The organism is Pseudohalocynthiibacter aestuariivivens (assembly GCF_018457175.1).
GTDB lineage: Bacteria > Pseudomonadota > Alphaproteobacteria > Rhodobacterales > Rhodobacteraceae > Pseudohalocynthiibacter > Pseudohalocynthiibacter aestuariivivens.
Genome location: NZ_JAGFNU010000014.1, coordinates 18,915 through 36,363 on the forward strand (window position 1 = coordinate 18,915; position 17,449 = coordinate 36,363).

Consider the following 17,449-nt stretch of genomic DNA (forward strand, 5'->3'; position numbering starts at 1 on the left):
GCTGCTCTTTGGGGGGGCGGCGTTATCTTGGAGATTGGGGAATGGCAGACGGAAAACTTTCCGGTGTAAGTAAAGGAATGCTAGTTGGTGGCACCGTTGCCGCCGCTACGGCATTCCTGGGGCATTTTGGGTATAAGGCGTTGGAAGCTGCGCGCGAACCCGTTGTGATAGCAGAAGGAAACAGAGAAACAGAACAAGTCGCGCTGGTGGCGCCCGAGGCTTCAGAGCCTTCGGAAAACAACGGTGCAACGGGTGCAGGTGAAGCAACTGACGATACGGCAGCGGTTGAAGAGGCTGAAATGACAGAAGAAGTTGTCAGCGAAATGCCGGTCGACGACACAGCGACCGAGGCTGATGTAACGCCCGAGCCGCCGACGTTTGATGTTGTGCGCGTTGATCCGGACGGTGCTGCGTTGATTGCCGGGCAATCCCCCGCTGGATCGTCTGTCGAAATTCTTGTTGATAGTAGCGTCGCGGCAGAAGCGGTTGCCGATGGGCAGGGAAAATTTGTCGCTTTGTTTGATATTGAACCAAGCGATCTTCCACAGGTTTTGACGTTGCGGGCAACTGATGCGAACGGTCAGACGATAGTGTCCGACGAGAATGTTATCTTAGCACCAAGACCTGCCCCTGTTGTTGTCGCAGAAGCCCCGGCAGAAGAGGCAGTGACACAGGAAGAAACACTGCCTGAAGATGAAGCTGCAGCGGAGGCAGATGCAACAGGTGTTGATGTGGCAATGGCTGACTCGACGCAGACAGAAAATGAAGTCGATGAGACAGCGTCCGCAAGCGAAGGCGCGACGATAGCAACTGAGGAAAACGCGCCAGATCCGGCGCTAGAGGTTGAAGAGATCTCAGAGCCGGTTGCTGAAGTTGCAGAAGCGGCAACCGAAACAACAACAGTAGAAACTGAATCTGCCGATCCAGAACCAGTAGCTCCAGCCGTTTTGCTGGCTGATGCAACCGGTGTGCGCGTCTTACAACCTGCAATTCCAAAACCCGACGTTTTGCAAGATGTTATAATTGACGCCATTTCTTACGGCGCTGCAGGAGAAGTCTCTGTTAGCGGCAGGGGTGAGGAAAACAGCTTTATCAGGATTTATCTGAACAACGCGCCGGTTGGAGCGACAGAAATACAAGATAACGGTAACTGGTCGGTCGAACTGTCTGGAATCGAACCTGGCGTCTATGCAATGCGCATTGATCAGCTGAACGAAGCAGGGGCGGTGACATCACGGGTGGAAACTCCTTTCAAACGCGAAGCTGCAGAGGTCTTAGCTGCTGCGCGCGACGAAGCCGCAGCGGCTGCAGAAGCTGAAACAGTCGCTGAAACAGTAGCTGAGACGGAGACGGAATCTGCGTCAGAAACAGTGACTGCGACAGCGGCACCGGCAAGCCGTGTTCAAGTAAGTGTAGTAACCGTGCAGCCCGGCTTCACACTTTGGGGGATTGCCAAGGAAAACTACGGCGACGGGTTGCTTTATGTTCGGGTTTACGAGGCGAACAAAGATCGTATTCGTGACCCTGATCTGATCTATCCCGGCCAGATTTTCACTGTACCGAATTGAGATTGCGACCAAAACAATTCCGCATGTAAGCTGCAGCGACACTGCTTGTTAATATGTGTTAATCCACTGGCAATCCCGGACGAGGGTGACTACTTTCTGCGTTCAGGCAGGCGGAGACCGCAGAATGCGCAGATTAACCCATACGGATGCAAACCTAAGCGATACTGCCCGTGTCAGTGGGTTGCGCACGATTAAAAAGGTTGTGCCCTACCTGTGGCCAGCCGATCAGAGCTGGGTAAAGTTTCGGGTCTTCGCAGCAATGTTTATGTTGCTGCTGGCGAAGGTTGTCGCGGTGGGAACCCCATTTCTTTACAAAGCGGCAGTTGATGTGTTGGCCGGAGATGGTACGGACGCCCCCTGGATGCTGGGTGTCGGTGCCGTCGGTCTGACGGTGGCTTACGGGGGTGCCCGTCTGGTTACTGTGGGTTTCCAACAGCTTCGCGATGTAATTTTCGCAAAGGTCGGACAACGCGCGCTCCGCTCGCTTGCGCTAGAGACATTCCGCCATATGCACCGTCTTTCGTTGCGGTATCATATCGGGCGTAAAACCGGTGGCCTGTCCCGCATTATCGAACGTGGTGTGAAGGGCGTTGATTTTCTGCTGCGCTTCCTTTTGTTCAGCATCGGCCCGCTTGTGCTGGAACTTTTGATGATTTCAGCAATTTTGTTTTTTGTGTTTGATGTCTGGTACCTGGCAGTCGTTGTTGTTACGATTTCGCTTTATATCTGGTTCACATTTTCAGTCACTGAATGGCGCGTCAAAATTCGAAAAGAAATGAATGATCAGGACACTGATGCCAATCAAAAAGCGATCGACAGCCTGCTGAACTTTGAAACGGTGAAATACTTTGGCTCTGAAGAGAGAGAGGCCACGCGCTATGACGCCTCAATGAAAGGCTATGAGGCTGCGGCGCTCAAAACATCTTATTCGCTTGGGTTTTTGAACTTTGGCCAGTCCTTGCTGATCACCTCCGGATTGGTGGGGGTGATGGTCATGGCGGCGATTGGTGTTCAGTCAGGTGATTTGACGGTTGGCGACTTTGTTATGGTCAACGCCTATATGGTTCAGATCACCATGCCGCTCAATTTTCTGGGTACCGTGTACCGCGAAATTCGTCAGGCGCTGGTTGATATGGGGGAAATGTTTGACCTTTTGGAACAACCCGCAGAGATCGAAGACAAACCCAATGCCAAAGCCCTTTCGGTTACGAATGGGGAAGTCAGCTTTGACAATGTGGTCTTTGGGTACGAGCCGTCACGCCCAATTCTGAAAGGCGTCAGCCTAAAGGTCAAAGCCGGGCAAACACTGGCAATCGTGGGTCCTTCAGGATCAGGGAAGTCAACCATCGGGCGTTTGTTGTTTCGGTTCTATGATGTGATTGACGGCGCGCTACGCATAGACGGTCAGGATGTGCGCGATGTCAAAAGCCAGAGCGTTCATGCCCAAATCGGCGTCGTTCCGCAGGATACCGTTCTGTTCAACGATACAATTTACTACAACATTGCCTACGGCCAGCCAGATGCGAGCCGGGAAGAAGTCGAAGACGCGGCCAGGGCAGCCAAAATCCATGATTTCGTCAAAAGCCTTCCCGATGGGTATCAAACCACTGTGGGAGAACGTGGCCTAAAACTTTCCGGTGGCGAAAAGCAACGTGTTGGTATCGCCCGTACGCTGCTGAAAAACCCGCCGATCCTGTTGCTGGATGAAGCGACAAGCGCCCTTGATAGCGAGACAGAACGCAATATTCAGGATTCCCTGCATGAAATGGCTGAGGGGCGCACGGTGATCACGATTGCCCACCGCCTGTCCACCATCGCAGACGCAGACCAGATTGTGGTTCTGGAAAATGGGGTAATTGTCGAACAGGGCCGCCATGAAGAGCTATTGGAACGTGGTGGGCGTTATTCGCAGATGTGGCACCGCCAACAGCAGGGCGAAGACGACGTTATCGCTGTTGCCTGATCGCCCGGAGGGCGTGGCGATACGAAATGAATTATTCCGCAGCTTTAATGGGAAGGGTCGCTTTGTCGGCGTTATCCTGATTTTGGGAGCTCTCAGCGGCTTCAGGCTCTGCGTTCGTGTTCGCTTTTGCTTTAGCCGTGGGTTTCCTGCGGGGTTTAGGGCTCGCCTTTGCTTTTGACGTTTTAACATCTTTCACCTCAGCTACTGTTTCAGCCTTTTTGTCAGTCTGAACAGCGGCTTCTACGTCGACCATAACGTCTGTTTCCCAAAGGATTTCCGGATGTTTGATTTTGCGAGCAGCCCGATTGAGCGCGATGTCACGCGCAGCGCGGCTCGATTGGCCCATGGAAAGCGCTTTTAAACCTGCGAAAGACTTGTAGGCTCCGATTGATATCCATACCCTCAGTGCGAGCATTGATGGCGTAAAAATCAGTGTCAGCACAGTTGCAATGCCAAGCCCAAACACAACAGCTGTTGCAAGCTGTTTCCACCAGAGCGCCGTTGGGCTGTTGATCGAATAGCCACCATTCAAAAAATCGAGCGACAGACCGAACATCATTGGCGCAAGTCCTGCCATTGTTGTGATCGTTGTCAGCAGAACAGGGCGAATACGCGCCTGTGCCGTTCGGGTAATCGCCTCAATCCGCGGCATGTACTTGCTATATTCCTGATAGGTATCGATCAGCACGATGTTGTTGTTCACGACAATCCCGGCCAGCGCAACGATGCCGGTGCCCGTCATAATGATTGAAAAGGCCTGATCCATCACCAGCATTCCGAGCAGAACACCAGCCGTGGACAGAACGACCGCCAATAGAACGAGTGTGGCATTGTAAAAACTGTTAAATTGCGCCAGCAAAATAATGAACATCAGTGCCAGCGCACCTGCGAAAGCTTTCATAAGGAACGCGCCGGATTCGGCTTCTTCTTCCTGATCGCCCGTCCATTCCCAGCTCACGCCTTGTGGCAGGGGGCGTTCCGTTTCTAACCAGCTTGTCAGCAACGCGATGCGTTCGTTCGCAGTTATCGGTGCGCCTTCTTCGTTAAATAACCCATCGTCTACGGCTGCTTTAACATCAAAGTAACGGCTTTGCTCTGCCCGGTCGATCTGGCCAAGTTTTTGAACCGGCTCACGGGTGATGAAATTTGAAAGCGGGACGAGCCCGTCAGAGGTACGCAGTTTTAGAGTATCAAGTGTTGATAGCACCCGGTCCGCTTCGGGCAGGCGCACCCTGATTTCGATTTCTTCGTCCGAACTGTCGACGCGCATCGTGTCAAGCAGCAGACCGCGCGTGACGAGTTGAACCATTCCGCCGACAGTCGCAACATCGGCGCCGTAGCGTCCAGCCTTTTCGACATCCACGTTAATTTGCCAGTCGATGCCAGGCAGGGGGCGGGTGTCTTCGACGTCAGCCAATCCGATTGTGTTTTCAAAGCGGTCTGCAACAAGGCCTGCAGCAGTTTGCAGATTTTCCCAATTGTCGCTTTTCAGGCGCAGATGAACAGGTTTGCCAGAGGCCGGACCGCGGCTGAGGTTCAGGATTTCCGTCCGTATTCCGGGTATTTCAGCAAGCGATGCCTCCAGTCGCTCTAGCACCAGATCTCCGTCAAGGTTGGCGTCGTTTGCGCGGTTCTCCCATGGGATAAGTTCGATCTGGACCTGGCCGATTGAATCAAGCGGCGCTCCTGAGCCACGGTCATTGTTTGTCAGCCCACCAGCGCCAGCAAAGGCAAAGGCGGTTTCCACGCCAACGGTTTGCAGGACAACTTCTTCAACCTTCGCGACCGCTGCATCTTTTTCCACCAGAGAAAGGTTGCCGCGCTGGCGCACAAAGATGATGGCCTGCTCCGGTTCACTGTCGACGAAAAATTCAACGCCGTTGTTGTTTTCACCAAAGGTGATGAAGGTCGCGGCAACAAAGGTACCGACCGCAGCAATAGATATCAGCGGCATCACGGGGTTGCCGGCGATAAAATGAATGAACCAGCCAAAGAAGGAGCGCCGATAGCCCGCGTCGACTTTCTTTGCGCGCCGTTCGATTTTAGCTGCGCCAACCGTGATCGAGGAAAGAACTGTTCCTAAAAAGAACAGCAAAGCGCCCGGTAACAAGTTGATCACCGGTGGTAGTAGGGACGGGCCGCTAATCAGATTCACCGGGTTTAGAGTCAGCATTGCACCCAGAAAAATGAGGTAAAGAGAGGGTGGAACGAGCAAGGCCCGCGCAAGCCATGGCAACCCTTTTAACGCGTTTGAACCCCTGCCAAAGGTGCGGGACGCGCGGCCAAACACACCGCCCATCACCGGCAGATAAATCAGCGCCACCACAAGAGATGCCGAAAGCACAAAGATTAGTGTTATCGGCAGCATCCCCATGAATTGCCCCGGCACACCGGGCCAGAACAACATTGGCAGAAAGGCGCAGAGGGTCGTTGCCGTAGATGAAATGATTGGCCAGAACATCCGTTTGGCCGCCTCGACATAGGCGTGCATCGGGCCAACGCCGTCGGAAATACGCCGGTCGGCATATTCAACCACAACAATTGCGCCGTCGACCAGCATCCCAACAGCAAGGATAAGGCCGAACATCACGATGTTTGAAACCGAAACCTCCATGATCGCGAGCAAAACAAAACACAGCAGAAACGATGTCGGGATCGCAAAACCAACCAGCAGCGCGGACCTGATTCCAAGCGTTGCCAGAATCACAATCATGACAAGTGCAATTGCGGTCAGAACAGACCCTTCAAGCTGGCGCACCATGCTGTTCACGGTGCGTGACTGGTCATTTGACGCGCCAACATCAATCGCGACCTGCAATTCTGGCGGCCAACTGGCGCGTTCGGCTTCCACCTCGGCCCGGACCAAGGCTGCGGTATCGATGATGTTAAAGCCTTTGCGCTTCACCACCTGTAAAGCGACGGTTGTCTCTCCGTTAAAACGCGCGGTTCCCTGACGGTCTTCAAAGGTCAGTCGAATGTCAGCCAGATCGCCAAGCGTAACAACCCGGTCGCCATTTGTTTTGACTGGCAAGTCGTAAACATCCCGCGCCTCGTCGAATGAAGACGGAATTTTAACCGAAAACGCACCGGTCGGGGATTCAACTTCGCCCGCGGCGATCAAAAGGTTGTTGCGTGTCACAACGCCAATCAACTCATCCGCCGTGACGTTATAGGCTTCCAGCCGCAGCGGATCGATCACCACTTCAAGCATTTCGTCCCGATGACCGGCCAAACCCGCTTCAAGCACAGGTTCCAAACCTTCCAGCCGGTCCTGCAGATTGGTCGCCACGCGCAGCAAGGTGCGCTCCGGCACGTCACCGGTCAAGTTCACGATGATGATCGGGAATTCGGAAAAGTTGATTTCGGTAATGGTATAGGTTTCCGCGCCATCCGGAAAATCTGCCTCCACAGTACCCATCTTATCGCGGACATCCGCGATGATCTGACTCTTGTCCCAGCCAAATTCGAATTCAAGCGCGATCCCTGCATAATTCTCTGCAGCGGTTCCTGTCATGGATTTCAGACCATCAAGGTCAGAAAGCTCTGTTTCCATGGGTTTCAGCAGCAATTTTTCTGCGTCTTCAGCTGAAATCCCCGGAAAGGGAACCGCAATGAAAAGAGCAGGAATTTCGATGTCAGGCTCGCCTTCTTTCGGCAAGTTGGCATAGGCCAGCCCACCAGCCAGAATCGACAGGACGATAAACGCAAGAACCATTCGGGCGTGTTCAGCAGCCCAATCGACCAAACCTGTCATTGCGCAACCTCGCTGTAGGTTACTGCAATTCTGGTGCCACTTGTTACATACTCTTGCCCGGCGGTGATAACGCTTGCCGTGTCGGGAAGGCCGGCTACCCACACGCCTTCGATGGTGTCACGTAAAATTGTGACAGGGGCAAAGACTGCAACATCGCCTTCGCCAACCAGCCGCACACCAAGCCGACCATCATTATTTAGCGTCAGGGCGGATTGAGGTAGCAAATGCGCCGATGTGCCCTCTGCAGAAATAATGATTTCGGCTGTTTGGCCGTCGCGGATGTTCAATGAAACGTTGTTAACCTCAATTTCGACCCTGAAGGTGCGGGTCAACGGATCAGCAGAGCGTGAAAGAAACGTGACCTGACCCACGACTTCATCCCCGGTCGCAAGCCTTGACCCGGCCATCGCACCAAGGGACACGCGGCTGACCTCTGTTTCCGGAACAAAGCCAACCAATTTGATCGGATTTAGCTGCAATAAAGTTGCGCAAAGCGCACCGGGTTGCAGCAGCGCGCCAAGTTCCGCCGTGTCTGTTTCAAGGAGCCCGGCGAAGGGGGCACGCAAACGCAGCCTTTCAATTTCTTTTTTGGCGGCCTCCACACCGGCTTCTGCAGCTTGAAGCGCGGCACGCGCGGCAGCCGCCCTTGTTTCAGAGGCAAACCCGTCTTCGGCAAGCTTGGCAGCAGCGGTGAAATTTATTTGTGCCTCGGCGCGGCGGGCCTCTGCTTCTGCAAGCGTGGCTACCCGCGTTCCGGGGTCAAGTTCACAAAGAACCTGTCCTGCCTCGACATGGGCGCCTTTTCGGAGCGGCTCAGAAAGAACAAGCGCCGACGTTTCGGCCCGGACTTCGACTTGCCTTGCCGCCTCGGTCTGGCCTCGTAAAAGTACTGCCTGATCAACAGTTTGAGCCATCGTTCTTAATGCGACAACCGAGACCAACCGTTTCGGTTCTGATGGCACTTCTTCGGCTTCGCCGGCGGGGGCTTCCGACACCGACGGATCACCGGAAGCAAAGCTAAGCAGCGATTCGCGCTCCATAATCAGCGCATAAAGAAATCCCGACACTAAAATTGCGGTGAGAACTGAAAAGAACCGCATCTTAACCTCGTTTGGCTGCCGTCACGGCACAATGTGATTTTGCATGTAGGCGCGCATTTTCCTGGTACAATGCGTTCCAACTTAAATTCTGAACTATCCGGTTTAGAATAGTCCTTTCTGCAGCAGGGTTCAAGGTTCGCTCTTTCCTGCAGAAGCTTTGATGTCAGAGCCCTTGGCAAAGCGATGTCTTCCGGGGTATGAGGGCCGAATACGGGGTGAAGACCCGATGCGGAGGCGAACGTGAGCAATACCGAGAGCTTTATTGAAGAAGTAACCGAAGAGGTTCAGCGCGACAGATTGTTTCTGCTTATGCGGCGCTATGGTTGGATCGCGGCTTTGCTTGTTGTTCTTGTGGTTGGCGGTGCTGCCTACAATGAATGGCAAAAGGCGCGCAAAATTGCAGCCGCCGAGGCCGTGGGCAATGGTGTGCTTGCAGCGCTGGAAGCAGACGATCCAAGCGAAAGAGTTTCTGCGTTGTCAGGAATTTCAGCCGACGCAGAATCAGCTGCGGTTCTGGCGCTGCTAACGGCTGCTGAATCGCAAATCGCTGAGGATCTTCCAACCGCGCGCACAGCACTGGAATCTATTGTATCGGACGCGATATTACCGGAAGTCTACCGCGATCTTGCAACATTCAAGCTGGTACTTCTTGAGGGCACAGAATCCCCAGTGGAAAACCGGCGTGCAGCGCTTGAGAGCATTGCGACGCCTGGTGCGCCTTATCGTCTTTTGGCGGAAGAACAGCTCGCGATGATTGATGTGGAGACCGGTGAGATAGACGCGGCAATTGCCCGTCTGCAATCGCTTATGGTTGACACCGAAGCAACAGCGGGCTTGCGTCGCCGTGCGTCTCAGTTGATTGTGGCGCTAGGAGGGTCATTGGCAGCAAGCTAGCTGTTGGTGGTAAAGAGTAATAGAAGTCCGGGGTGGTTTATACCTCGGAGCACTAAGGGGACGTGAGCAGTGAAGCTGATCCAGAGCGCCGGAATTTTGGCCCTTATCCTTACGATGATCGCCTGTTCCAGGGAGCCGGTGTTAAAAGGTGAGCGGCTTGATCTGCGGACGCCTTTAACACGTTCCGATGAAGCGGCCACCGGCGAGACCGAGGACGGGGTCACTCCAGCAGTGAACGCGCTGGGAACCGATGGAAACATTGCGCTTCCGATCACGCTGCCGGCCGCTGTAAATCATTCAGAATGGACCCACCGGAATGGCACTGCAACGCACAGGATTATCCATCCTGCGCTTGGAAAGGAGCTTTCCCGCGTCTGGTCTTCAAACATTGGTGCGGGTGATAGTCGCAGATTCAGAATCACGGCTGATCCGGTTGCGTCTGCCGGTCGTCTTTTCACCATGGATTCGCAATCGGGCGTAAGGGCACATACAACCGATGGCGCCTTGCTGTGGAGCAGGGATTTGACTCCAGGATCCGACCGGACAAGTGACGCATCAGGTGGCGGGCTTGCGGTTTCAGGCGATATCGTTTTCGCAACAACGGGCTTTGGAACGCTGAACGCGCTTGATGCAGCCAGCGGGCAGATGCGCTGGACGCAGCGCCTGAATGCACCGGCAACGGGTGCACCTACCGTTCTGGGCGATCTTGTCTATGTTGTTTCCAGAGATGGCCGCGCCTGGGCGGTTAACATCGCCGATGGGCGTGTGCGCTGGGAATTGCCGGGCGTGCCAACTCAATCTGTTATGGTTGGAGGTGCAGGCCCCGCTGTGAATGACAAAGTCGCAGTATTTCCTTTTGGGTCTGGTGACTTGGTTGCCGGTTTCCCGCAGGCCGGTGTGCGGCTTTGGGGCGCGCGCGTCGCGGGGCAGCGCCGTGGGCGTGTTTACGCGACTGTCAACGATGTAAGCGGTGACCCGGTCATTGACGGCGATGTTGTTTACACGGGTAACTCATCTGGCAGTGTGATTGCGCTGAACGCTCGCAGCGGCGAGCGGATATGGACCGCAACAGAAGGAACCTACAGCCCGGTGTGGCCTTCAGGCGGGTCGGTCTTTCTTGTCTCTGATCAGGCAGAGCTTATTCGCCTCGACGCAGAAACAGGTGCCCGAATCTGGGCTGTTGAACTGCCGTATTACACAACAAGGCGCGAACGCCGCCGCAAAGGTGTTTATGCACATTACGGGCCAATTCTTGCCGGAAACCGTTTGATCGTCGCCTCAGGCGATGGACAAATCCGGTCCTATAATCCGGTCGACGGAAGCCTGTTATCCTCGGTTGGGTTGCCAGGGGGCGCTACGACGAACCCCATCGTTGTGAACGGTACGCTTTATGTTGTTTCCTCTTCAGGAACACTCCACGCTTTCCGCTGACGAAAGAATGGTGTATCGGGGCGACTTGGACCGCCTCGGAGAGCCGAAATGAGTTTTACACTTGCCATTGTAGGGCGCCCCAATGTGGGCAAATCTACGCTTTTCAACCGACTTGTCGGCAAGCGCCTTGCGTTGGTTGATGACCAGCCGGGTGTCACACGTGATTTGCGAGAAGGCGATGCACGCCTCGGCGATTTGCGGTTTACTGTTATCGACACGGCCGGGTTGGAAGAGGCGACAGACGAATCCCTTCAGGGTCGGATGCGCAGGCTCACCGAGCGCGCTGTTGAAATGGCGGACGTATGCCTGTTCATGATCGACGCGCGGGCAGGGGTGTTGGCAGCTGATCAGGTTTTTGCTGAAATTTTACGCAAAAAGAATGCGCATGTCATCGTTGCTGCGAACAAGGCCGAAGGCAAGGCTGGCGAGGCCGGTGTGCTAGAAGCTTATGCGCTTGGTCTGGGCGAACCCCTTGCCATATCGTCCGAGCACGGTGAAGGTTTCGAGGATCTCTATACCACCCTGCTACCGCTTTCAGATGAGTTCGCGGAACGTGAAAAAGACCTCACTCCTGAAACCGACGTAGATGTTTCTGAGGACGATGACGAAGCAGAGGGTAAGTCGCGTGATTTTTCAAAGGGAAAACCTTTGCAAATTGCTGTTGTCGGGCGTCCAAACGCGGGCAAATCGACGCTGATAAATCAATTACTGGGCGAAGAACGCCTTCTGACCGGACCCGAAGCCGGGATCACACGCGATGCGATTTCATTACGTTTTAAATGGGGTGATACGCCAGTCAGGATGTTTGACACGGCGGGAATGCGCAAAAAAGCAAAAATTCAGGACAAACTTGAAAAACTGTCAGTATCGGATGGTCTTCGCGCGGTAAAATTTGCCGAAGTTGTCGTGGTGCTGCTGGATGCAGAGATTCCCTTTGAACAGCAGGACTTACGGATCGCAGATCTCGCGGAACGCGAGGGGCGTGCTGTTGTTGTGGCCGTGAACAAATGGGATATCGAAGAAAACAAGCAGGAAAAACTACGTGATCTGAAAGAAGCTTTCACACGTTTGTTGCCGCAGCTTCGGGGCGCGCCGCTTATCACGGTATCAGCCAAGACTGGCCGGGGATTGGAGCGATTGCGCGAGGCAGTGCTGGAAGCGCATGAAACCTGGAACCGCCGTGTTACCACAGCTCAGCTAAATCGCTGGCTGTCGGGAATGCTGGAGGCTCACCCGCCGCCCGCACCTGGCGGAAAGCGGATCAAGCTTCGTTACATGACACAAGCAAAAACACGTCCGCCAGGATTTGTCGTGATGTGTAGCCACCCCGAGAAGATGCCGGAAAGCTATTCACGCTATCTTGTCAATGGGTTGCGTGAAAGCTTTAATATGCCTGGCACGCCGATCAGGCTTTACGTACGCAGCCAGTCTGAAGCTAATCCGTATAAAAACAAGAAAAAGACAAAGCCGTCTCGTCTTAGAAAGCACCTCAATAAAAAGCCGCACGGTGAATGATCAATCCGCCTATGCGAATGAGAAGCGCCTTTAGGCGCTTCTTTTCATTTAGCGGGCTAAGCTACGTTGTCCTAACAACGCTTTCACGCCAAGTACTATCATAACCACACACCCGAGCAATGCGGCAATGGTTATGCCGGTGTCGCGAGACCAGTTTGTGACCGCGATCGCAACAAGAGCCCAAACCACCCCCGCCGCGTATTCCGGCGCGCGAGCCAGACTTGTTTGTATCGCTGCCGCAAAAATAACACCTGCCGACAGGCAGATCCACGCCCAGCCAGTCATGTCAGTCAAGAAACCATACCCGGCTCCAAGAAGCGCGATTGATACAAAGCTCGCGGCAGAAAGCCAGCCCGCATAAAGCGCAACTGGCCCTTCAAGCCACCAACGATCCTTCGTTGGGGTGCGAAACAGCGCAATCAGCGCAGTGATAAGCATTATCCAGATAAGGATTGTCGCCCAAAGCGGCGAAACACGCGCAACGGACAACCAGCTAGCACCTATTGCAAGGCTCAGGATCAGTGGCGTGCGCGTGTTATCCCACTCTGCATCAGTTCTTCGCCCGATAATACCATAGGTCGCCATCGCCAGAAGCCACGTGTAGATAAAACCCCAGATGGAGAACGCATATCCTGCAGGCTGTATTGGCGGATTGATTTGCGGAATCGGATAGCGGTTCGGATCAAATCCACCAAACCCGGGTATCAGAAAAAGTGGCGCAGCTATAAAAGCAAGCGCGGCAAAGAGCGTGAGAGAGGCTTTCAACGTTGTCATACGTTGGATACGCTAGAAAGCTGCTCTTGGATCACTTTCAGACCAATATTCCCTCTGCCGAAATTTTTGTTTTTCCACCGAGATACCTGTTTAGCGCGTCTGGCAGCGAAACAGAGCCATCTTCCTGTTGGAAGTTTTCCAAAACCGCAATCAGGCAACGCCCGACCGCTAGGCCAGAGCCGTTGAGCGTATGAACAAACTCAGGTTTTCCACCATCCGCCGGTTTGAACCGCGCATTCATACGCCGTGCCTGATAGGCATCAGCGACCGAACAGGAACTGATCTCGCGGTACATGTTCTGTCCCGGAAGCCATGCCTCGATATCATGGGTTTTGCGCATACCGGCACCAAGATCGCCGGTGCAAAGAACAACAGTCCGGTAAGGGATGCCCAGTTTTTCAAGAATACCCTCGGCGCACCGAGTCATGCGCGCGTGTTCTTCCTGTGATTTATCCGGATGGGTGATAGACACCATTTCGACTTTTTCAAACTGATGCTGACGCAACATGCCTGCGGTATCACGCCCGGCGCTGCCCGCTTCTGAGCGGAAGCACTGTGTATGGGCAACATAGCGGCGGGGCAGGTAGCTTTCGTCCACAACCAGACTATTCACGATGTTTGTCAGTGTCACCTCTGCCGTTGGAATCAGCCACCAGCCATTGGTGGTCTGGTAACTGTCTTCGCCGAATTTTGGCAGTTGGCCTGTGCCGTACATCATTTCTTCGCGCACAAGGATCGGGGTCCAGGTTTCTGTCAACCCGTTTTCATCGATATGTGTGTCGAGCATGAATTGCGCCAGAGCACGGTGCAGACGGGCAATTGCCCCAGACATCACAACGAAACGCGATCCTGACAATTTGGCCGCAGTCTCAAAGTCGAGCCCGTCCTGTGCCGCCGAAATTTCGTAATGCTCTTTCGGTTTGAAAGAAAACTCACGCGGCGTACCCCAGCGCCTGATTTCGACGTTGTCGTCTTCATCAGCCCCGTCGGGGATATCATCCATTGGAATGTTCGGCAGCGCCATAAGCAGGTCTGTCAGGCGTTTGTCTTCGGTCTTTGCCATATCCGTCAGATTGGCAATTTCAGCCTTCTTTTCAGAAACCAGAGCACGCAGGCGCTCAAATTCTGCATCGTCACCACGTGCCTTCGCAGCACCCACCTCTTTTGCAGCAGCGTTGCTTTCTGCCTTGGCTTCTTCGGCAGCCTGAATTTTGGCGCGGCGCGCTTCATCAATCGCCAGAACCTCGGCTGAGACACCGGACAAACCACGACGCGCCATAGCTGCGTCAAAGGCTGCGGGATTTTCGCGGATCGCGCGGATGTCGTGCATTTGTCCGTTCCTTGGATTGATCATTGTCATTCAACCCCCATATGCACCAAGCATACGGGGTTTTGAACCGCGAAAATGCATTTCGAAATGCATGTTCGTCGCCTTGCCAAGCAATTGGGCCACATATAGGGTGCCCGCTATTCAAATTGCGGGCCAAAGCCCGGTCACAGAACGAAAGAGAACCTATGGAAGCCATTGGCCAGTTTATTCCGCTCATTTTGATCTTTGCGATCATGTATTTCCTGTTGATCCGCCCACAGCAGAAAAAGGCAAAAGCCCATCAGGAAATGGTGATGGCATTGCGTCGGGGCGATCAGGTGATCACGCAGGGCGGTTTGATCGGAAAAGTGTCTAAGGTCAAAGAAGACAACGAGATCGAAGTGGAAATTGCTGACGGCGTGAAAGTGCGTGTTGTGCAGGCCACGATCGCGCAGGTTATCAGCAAAACCGAACCTGCGTCTTAATCCTTTATTCGGGCAGAAAACATGCTTCAAATCCCTCTTTGGAAGCGGGTCACGATCTGGGCGTTTTGTGCGCTTGGGCTGCTGATGGCGATGCCAAACGCATTTTACACAAAGGTCGAAACCCACAATGATGCCCTTCAGGCCATTGAGCTGTCGGGGGAAACGCCGGAATTACTGGCAGATCAGGCAAGTTGGCCTGATTGGTTGCCTTCGTCGCTTATCAATCTGGGGCTCGATCTGCGGGGGGGTGCACATTTGCTGGCCGAAGTGCATGTTTCCGATGTTTACGAAGCGCGTCTTCAAGGAATGTGGTCTGAAGTGCGCGATGCGTTGCGCCCGGAACGTACAACCGTTGGCACAATCCGCCTTCAGGACAGCGCCGCCGACGAACTTCGTGTGCGTATCTCGCAGCCAGAGGGTATGGCGCGCGCGCTGGAGATCGTTCGCGGTCTTGCGCGCCCTGTCACAACATTGGCGGGTGTCGGTGCCAGTGATATTGAGGTGCGCGCTGAAAACGATGTGATCGTCGTGAACCTTTCAGATGCCGAAAAGGTTGCGACAGATGAACGTACAGTTCAGCAATCGCTTGAGATTATCCGCCGTCGTGTGGATGAGGTTGGCACCCGCGAGCCAACAATTCAGCGTCAGGGGACAGAACGAATTCTGATTCAGGTTCCCGGCGTTGGCTCGGCAGCTGAACTGAAGGATATTATCGGCACACCGGCAAAGCTGGAATTCAAACCGGTTGTTGGGCGTACGCAGGATAGCAACGCCAACCCCGGTGTTGGAAATGAGCTACTGCCTTCGATTGACGAAGAAGGCGTGTTTTACATTCTTGAACGCGCTGCTGTCGTGTCAGGTGAAGAACTCGTCGATGCACAGCCCAGTTTTGACCAGAATGGGCGCCCTGCTGTCAATTTCCGCTTTAATCCGACGGGTGCACGAAAATTCGGAACTTATACTGCTGAAAATATTGGTTCTCCCTTTGCTATCGTGCTTGATGAAGAGGTTATTTCAGCACCTGTTATTCAGTCCCATATTCCGGGCGGATCAGGCATAATCACCGGGCGTTTTTCGGTTGAAGAGACGACCAACCTTGCCGTGCTGCTGCGCGCAGGTGCATTGCCAGCGAAAATGACCTTTCTTGAAGAGCGCACCATTGGCCCGGAACTTGGACAAGACAGCATTGATGCGGGCAAGCTGGCCTGTATCGTGGCGTTTGCTGCCGTGTTGATCTTTATGGCGCTAAGTTATGGACTTTTCGGTCTTTTCGCCAACATCGCACTGATCATCAACGTTGGTTTGATTTTTGGATTGCTAAGCATGATTGGTGCGACGCTGACCTTGCCAGGTATCGCAGGTATTGTTCTGACAATCGGCATGGCAGTAGATGCCAATGTGCTGATTTTTGAGCGGATCCGTGAGGAGCTTAAAACCGCAAAAGGACCAGCCCGTGCGATCGAGCTTGGGTATGAAAAGGCGCTCAGCGCCATTCTGGATGCCAACATCACCACGTTTATCACGGCCGTCATCCTGTTTGTCATGGGCTCAGGCCCTGTACGGGGTTTTTCCATTACGCTGGGGCTGGGAATTATCACATCTGTCTTTACGGCGATTTTTGTAACCCGTGTGATGATCATCATGTGGTTTGAACGCCGCAAACCCAACACAATCGAGGTCTGAGAGATGCGTCTTAAACTGGTACCGTCCGAGACGAACTGGGATTTCTTCAAGCGCTGGAAGCTGTGGCTTGGTGTTTCGGGAGTGATGATGGTTGTGGCCTTTGTTTCCTTCATGTTGCAGGGCCTGAACTACGGCATCGATTTTCGCGGTGGCACAACCATTCGAACGGAAAGCGCACAGGCTTTGGATGTCGCCGCCTATCGTTCGGCGCTCGAGCCGCTGAACCTTGGTGATGTTTCAATTACCGAAGTTTTTGACCCGACGTTTGGGCCAAAGCAGAATGTTTCGATGATCCGTATTCAGGCGCAGGACGATCAGGAAAGCGTGACCGTAGACCTGTTAGAGAGCGTGAGTGGAGCTTTGTTGCAGATTGATCCGGATATGAAGTTTCCATCTGTCGAATCCGTTGGGCCAAAGGTGTCAGGCGAGTTGATCCAGACCGCCGCCCTTGCCGTCGCTTTGGCGATCGGGGCGGTGCTGATCTATATCTGGCTGCGGTTTGAATGGCAGTTCGCGCTTGGGGCAGTCGCGGCCTTGATCCACGACGTTATCCTGACGATTGGAGTCTTTTCTGAGGTTCAGATAAAATTTGACCTTGCGATCATCGCGGCGCTTTTGACAATTGTTGGGTATTCGCTGAACGATACTGTTGTTGTGTTTGACCGGGTTCGTGAAAACTTGCGCAAATACAAGAAGAAGGACCTGAAAGAGGTTCTGAACCTTTCAATCAACGAAACGCTGTCGCGAACCATGATGACATCTGTCACGACCTTGCTTGCGCTGGTATCGCTCTACATTCTGGGCGGAGATGTTATCCGCGGATTTGTTTTCGCGATGATCTGGGGCGTGATCGTTGGTACGTATTCCTCAATCTTCGTTGCATCCGCCTTCTTGCTGTATCTCGGTGTGAAACGTGACTGGACCAAGCAAGATGCTAACGCAGGTACCCAGTTTTCCGGCATAGACGCCTGAT

At 53.8% G+C, this 17,449-nt stretch carries 12 protein-coding genes; 8 read left to right on the forward strand and 4 right to left on the reverse strand.

Annotated features, from left to right (window positions below; translation table 11 throughout):
• Window positions 1-41: 41 nt before the first annotated feature.
• Window positions 42-1,568 carry a LysM peptidoglycan-binding domain-containing protein gene (locus J4E70_RS16565; RefSeq protein ID WP_213890768.1) on the forward strand — a complete coding sequence of 509 codons (1,527 nt, stop codon included), beginning with the start codon at window positions 42-44 and terminating at the stop codon, window positions 1,566-1,568.
• Window positions 1,569-1,692: 124 nt separating this feature from the next.
• On the forward strand, window positions 1,693-3,531 hold the full coding sequence (locus J4E70_RS16570; RefSeq protein WP_213890769.1) for an ABCB family ABC transporter ATP-binding protein/permease: 1,839 nt from the start codon (window positions 1,693-1,695) through the stop codon (window positions 3,529-3,531).
• A 31-nt stretch (window positions 3,532-3,562) separates the two neighbouring features.
• On the opposite strand, the gene J4E70_RS16575 is transcribed toward J4E70_RS16570, so the two are convergent.
• Window positions 3,563-7,285 carry an efflux RND transporter permease subunit gene (locus tag J4E70_RS16575; RefSeq protein ID WP_213890770.1) on the reverse strand — a complete coding sequence of 1,241 codons (3,723 nt, stop codon included), beginning with the start codon at window positions 7,283-7,285 and terminating at the stop codon, window positions 3,563-3,565.
• Window positions 7,282-8,385 carry an efflux RND transporter periplasmic adaptor subunit gene (locus J4E70_RS16580; RefSeq protein ID WP_213890771.1) on the reverse strand — a complete coding sequence of 368 codons (1,104 nt, stop codon included), beginning with the start codon at window positions 8,383-8,385 and terminating at the stop codon, window positions 7,282-7,284. Before J4E70_RS16580 ends, J4E70_RS16575 begins: the two co-directional genes overlap by 4 nt.
• A 240-nt stretch (window positions 8,386-8,625) precedes the next feature.
• On the opposite strand from J4E70_RS16580, the gene J4E70_RS16585 reads away from it, so the two are divergent.
• The 3 genes from J4E70_RS16585 to der all read left to right on the forward strand — a co-directional run bounded on the left by J4E70_RS16585 (window position 8,626) and on the right by der (window position 12,225).
• The gene (locus J4E70_RS16585) at window positions 8,626-9,279 is read left to right on the forward strand and encodes a tetratricopeptide repeat protein (RefSeq protein WP_213890772.1); all 654 of its coding nucleotides are present in this window, start codon (window positions 8,626-8,628) and stop codon (window positions 9,277-9,279) included.
• A 69-nt stretch (window positions 9,280-9,348) separates the two neighbouring features.
• Window positions 9,349-10,710, forward strand: a complete 1,362-nt coding sequence (locus J4E70_RS16590; RefSeq protein WP_343229475.1) for a PQQ-like beta-propeller repeat protein — start codon at window positions 9,349-9,351, stop codon at window positions 10,708-10,710.
• A gap of 48 nt (window positions 10,711-10,758) precedes the next feature.
• A complete protein-coding gene (der, locus tag J4E70_RS16595) occupies window positions 10,759-12,225 on the forward strand; it encodes a ribosome biogenesis GTPase Der (RefSeq protein ID WP_213890773.1) in 1,467 nt (488 codons plus the stop codon).
• A 48-nt stretch (window positions 12,226-12,273) separates the two neighbouring features.
• Here der and J4E70_RS16600 read toward each other — a convergent pair whose 3' ends face one another.
• A complete protein-coding gene (locus J4E70_RS16600) occupies window positions 12,274-12,999 on the reverse strand; it encodes a hypothetical protein (protein WP_213890774.1) in 726 nt (241 codons plus the stop codon).
• A gap of 37 nt (window positions 13,000-13,036) precedes the next feature.
• Window positions 13,037-14,329 (reverse strand): serine--tRNA ligase, encoded by a 1,293-nt coding sequence (serS, locus tag J4E70_RS16605; protein WP_213890837.1) that lies wholly within the window; start codon window positions 14,327-14,329, stop codon window positions 13,037-13,039.
• A gap of 185 nt (window positions 14,330-14,514) precedes the next feature.
• Between serS and yajC the strand changes: the two genes are divergently transcribed.
• Genes yajC through secF form a run of 3 tightly spaced genes read left to right on the forward strand, consistent with a single transcriptional unit; the run spans window position 14,515 to window position 17,448 of the window.
• The gene (yajC, locus tag J4E70_RS16610) at window positions 14,515-14,793 is read left to right on the forward strand and encodes a preprotein translocase subunit YajC (protein WP_213890775.1); all 279 of its coding nucleotides are present in this window, start codon (window positions 14,515-14,517) and stop codon (window positions 14,791-14,793) included.
• Between the two features lie 21 nt (window positions 14,794-14,814).
• Window positions 14,815-16,476: a protein translocase subunit SecD gene (gene secD, locus J4E70_RS16615; RefSeq protein ID WP_213890776.1), complete on the forward strand. Its 1,662-nt coding sequence runs from the start codon at window positions 14,815-14,817 to the stop codon at window positions 16,474-16,476.
• Window positions 16,477-16,479: 3 nt separating this feature from the next.
• Window positions 16,480-17,448 carry a protein translocase subunit SecF gene (secF, locus tag J4E70_RS16620; RefSeq protein WP_213890777.1) on the forward strand — a complete coding sequence of 323 codons (969 nt, stop codon included), beginning with the start codon at window positions 16,480-16,482 and terminating at the stop codon, window positions 17,446-17,448.
• The last annotated feature ends 1 nt before the right edge of the window (window position 17,449 follow it).

Bases quoted from the DNA above. Each gene is read 5' to 3' on its own strand.
- secF (WP_213890777.1), top strand. From the start codon at position 16,480: ATGCGTCTTAAACTGGTACCGTCCGAGACGAACTGGGATTTCTTCAAG.
- J4E70_RS16580 (WP_213890771.1), bottom strand. From the start codon at position 8,385: ATGCGGTTCTTTTCAGTTCTCACCGCAATTTTAGTGTCGGGATTTCTT.
- J4E70_RS16570 (WP_213890769.1), top strand. From the start codon at position 1,693: ATGCGCAGATTAACCCATACGGATGCAAACCTAAGCGATACTGCCCGT.
- J4E70_RS16575 (WP_213890770.1), bottom strand. From the start codon at position 7,285: ATGACAGGTTTGGTCGATTGGGCTGCTGAACACGCCCGAATGGTTCTT.
- J4E70_RS16565 (WP_213890768.1), top strand. From the start codon at position 42: ATGGCAGACGGAAAACTTTCCGGTGTAAGTAAAGGAATGCTAGTTGGT.
- J4E70_RS16600 (WP_213890774.1), bottom strand. From the start codon at position 12,999: ATGACAACGTTGAAAGCCTCTCTCACGCTCTTTGCCGCGCTTGCTTTT.
- der (WP_213890773.1), top strand. From the start codon at position 10,759: ATGAGTTTTACACTTGCCATTGTAGGGCGCCCCAATGTGGGCAAATCT.
- serS (WP_213890837.1), bottom strand. From the start codon at position 14,329: ATGCACGACATCCGCGCGATCCGCGAAAATCCCGCAGCCTTTGACGCA.
- secD (WP_213890776.1), top strand. From the start codon at position 14,815: ATGCTTCAAATCCCTCTTTGGAAGCGGGTCACGATCTGGGCGTTTTGT.
- yajC (WP_213890775.1), top strand. From the start codon at position 14,515: ATGGAAGCCATTGGCCAGTTTATTCCGCTCATTTTGATCTTTGCGATC.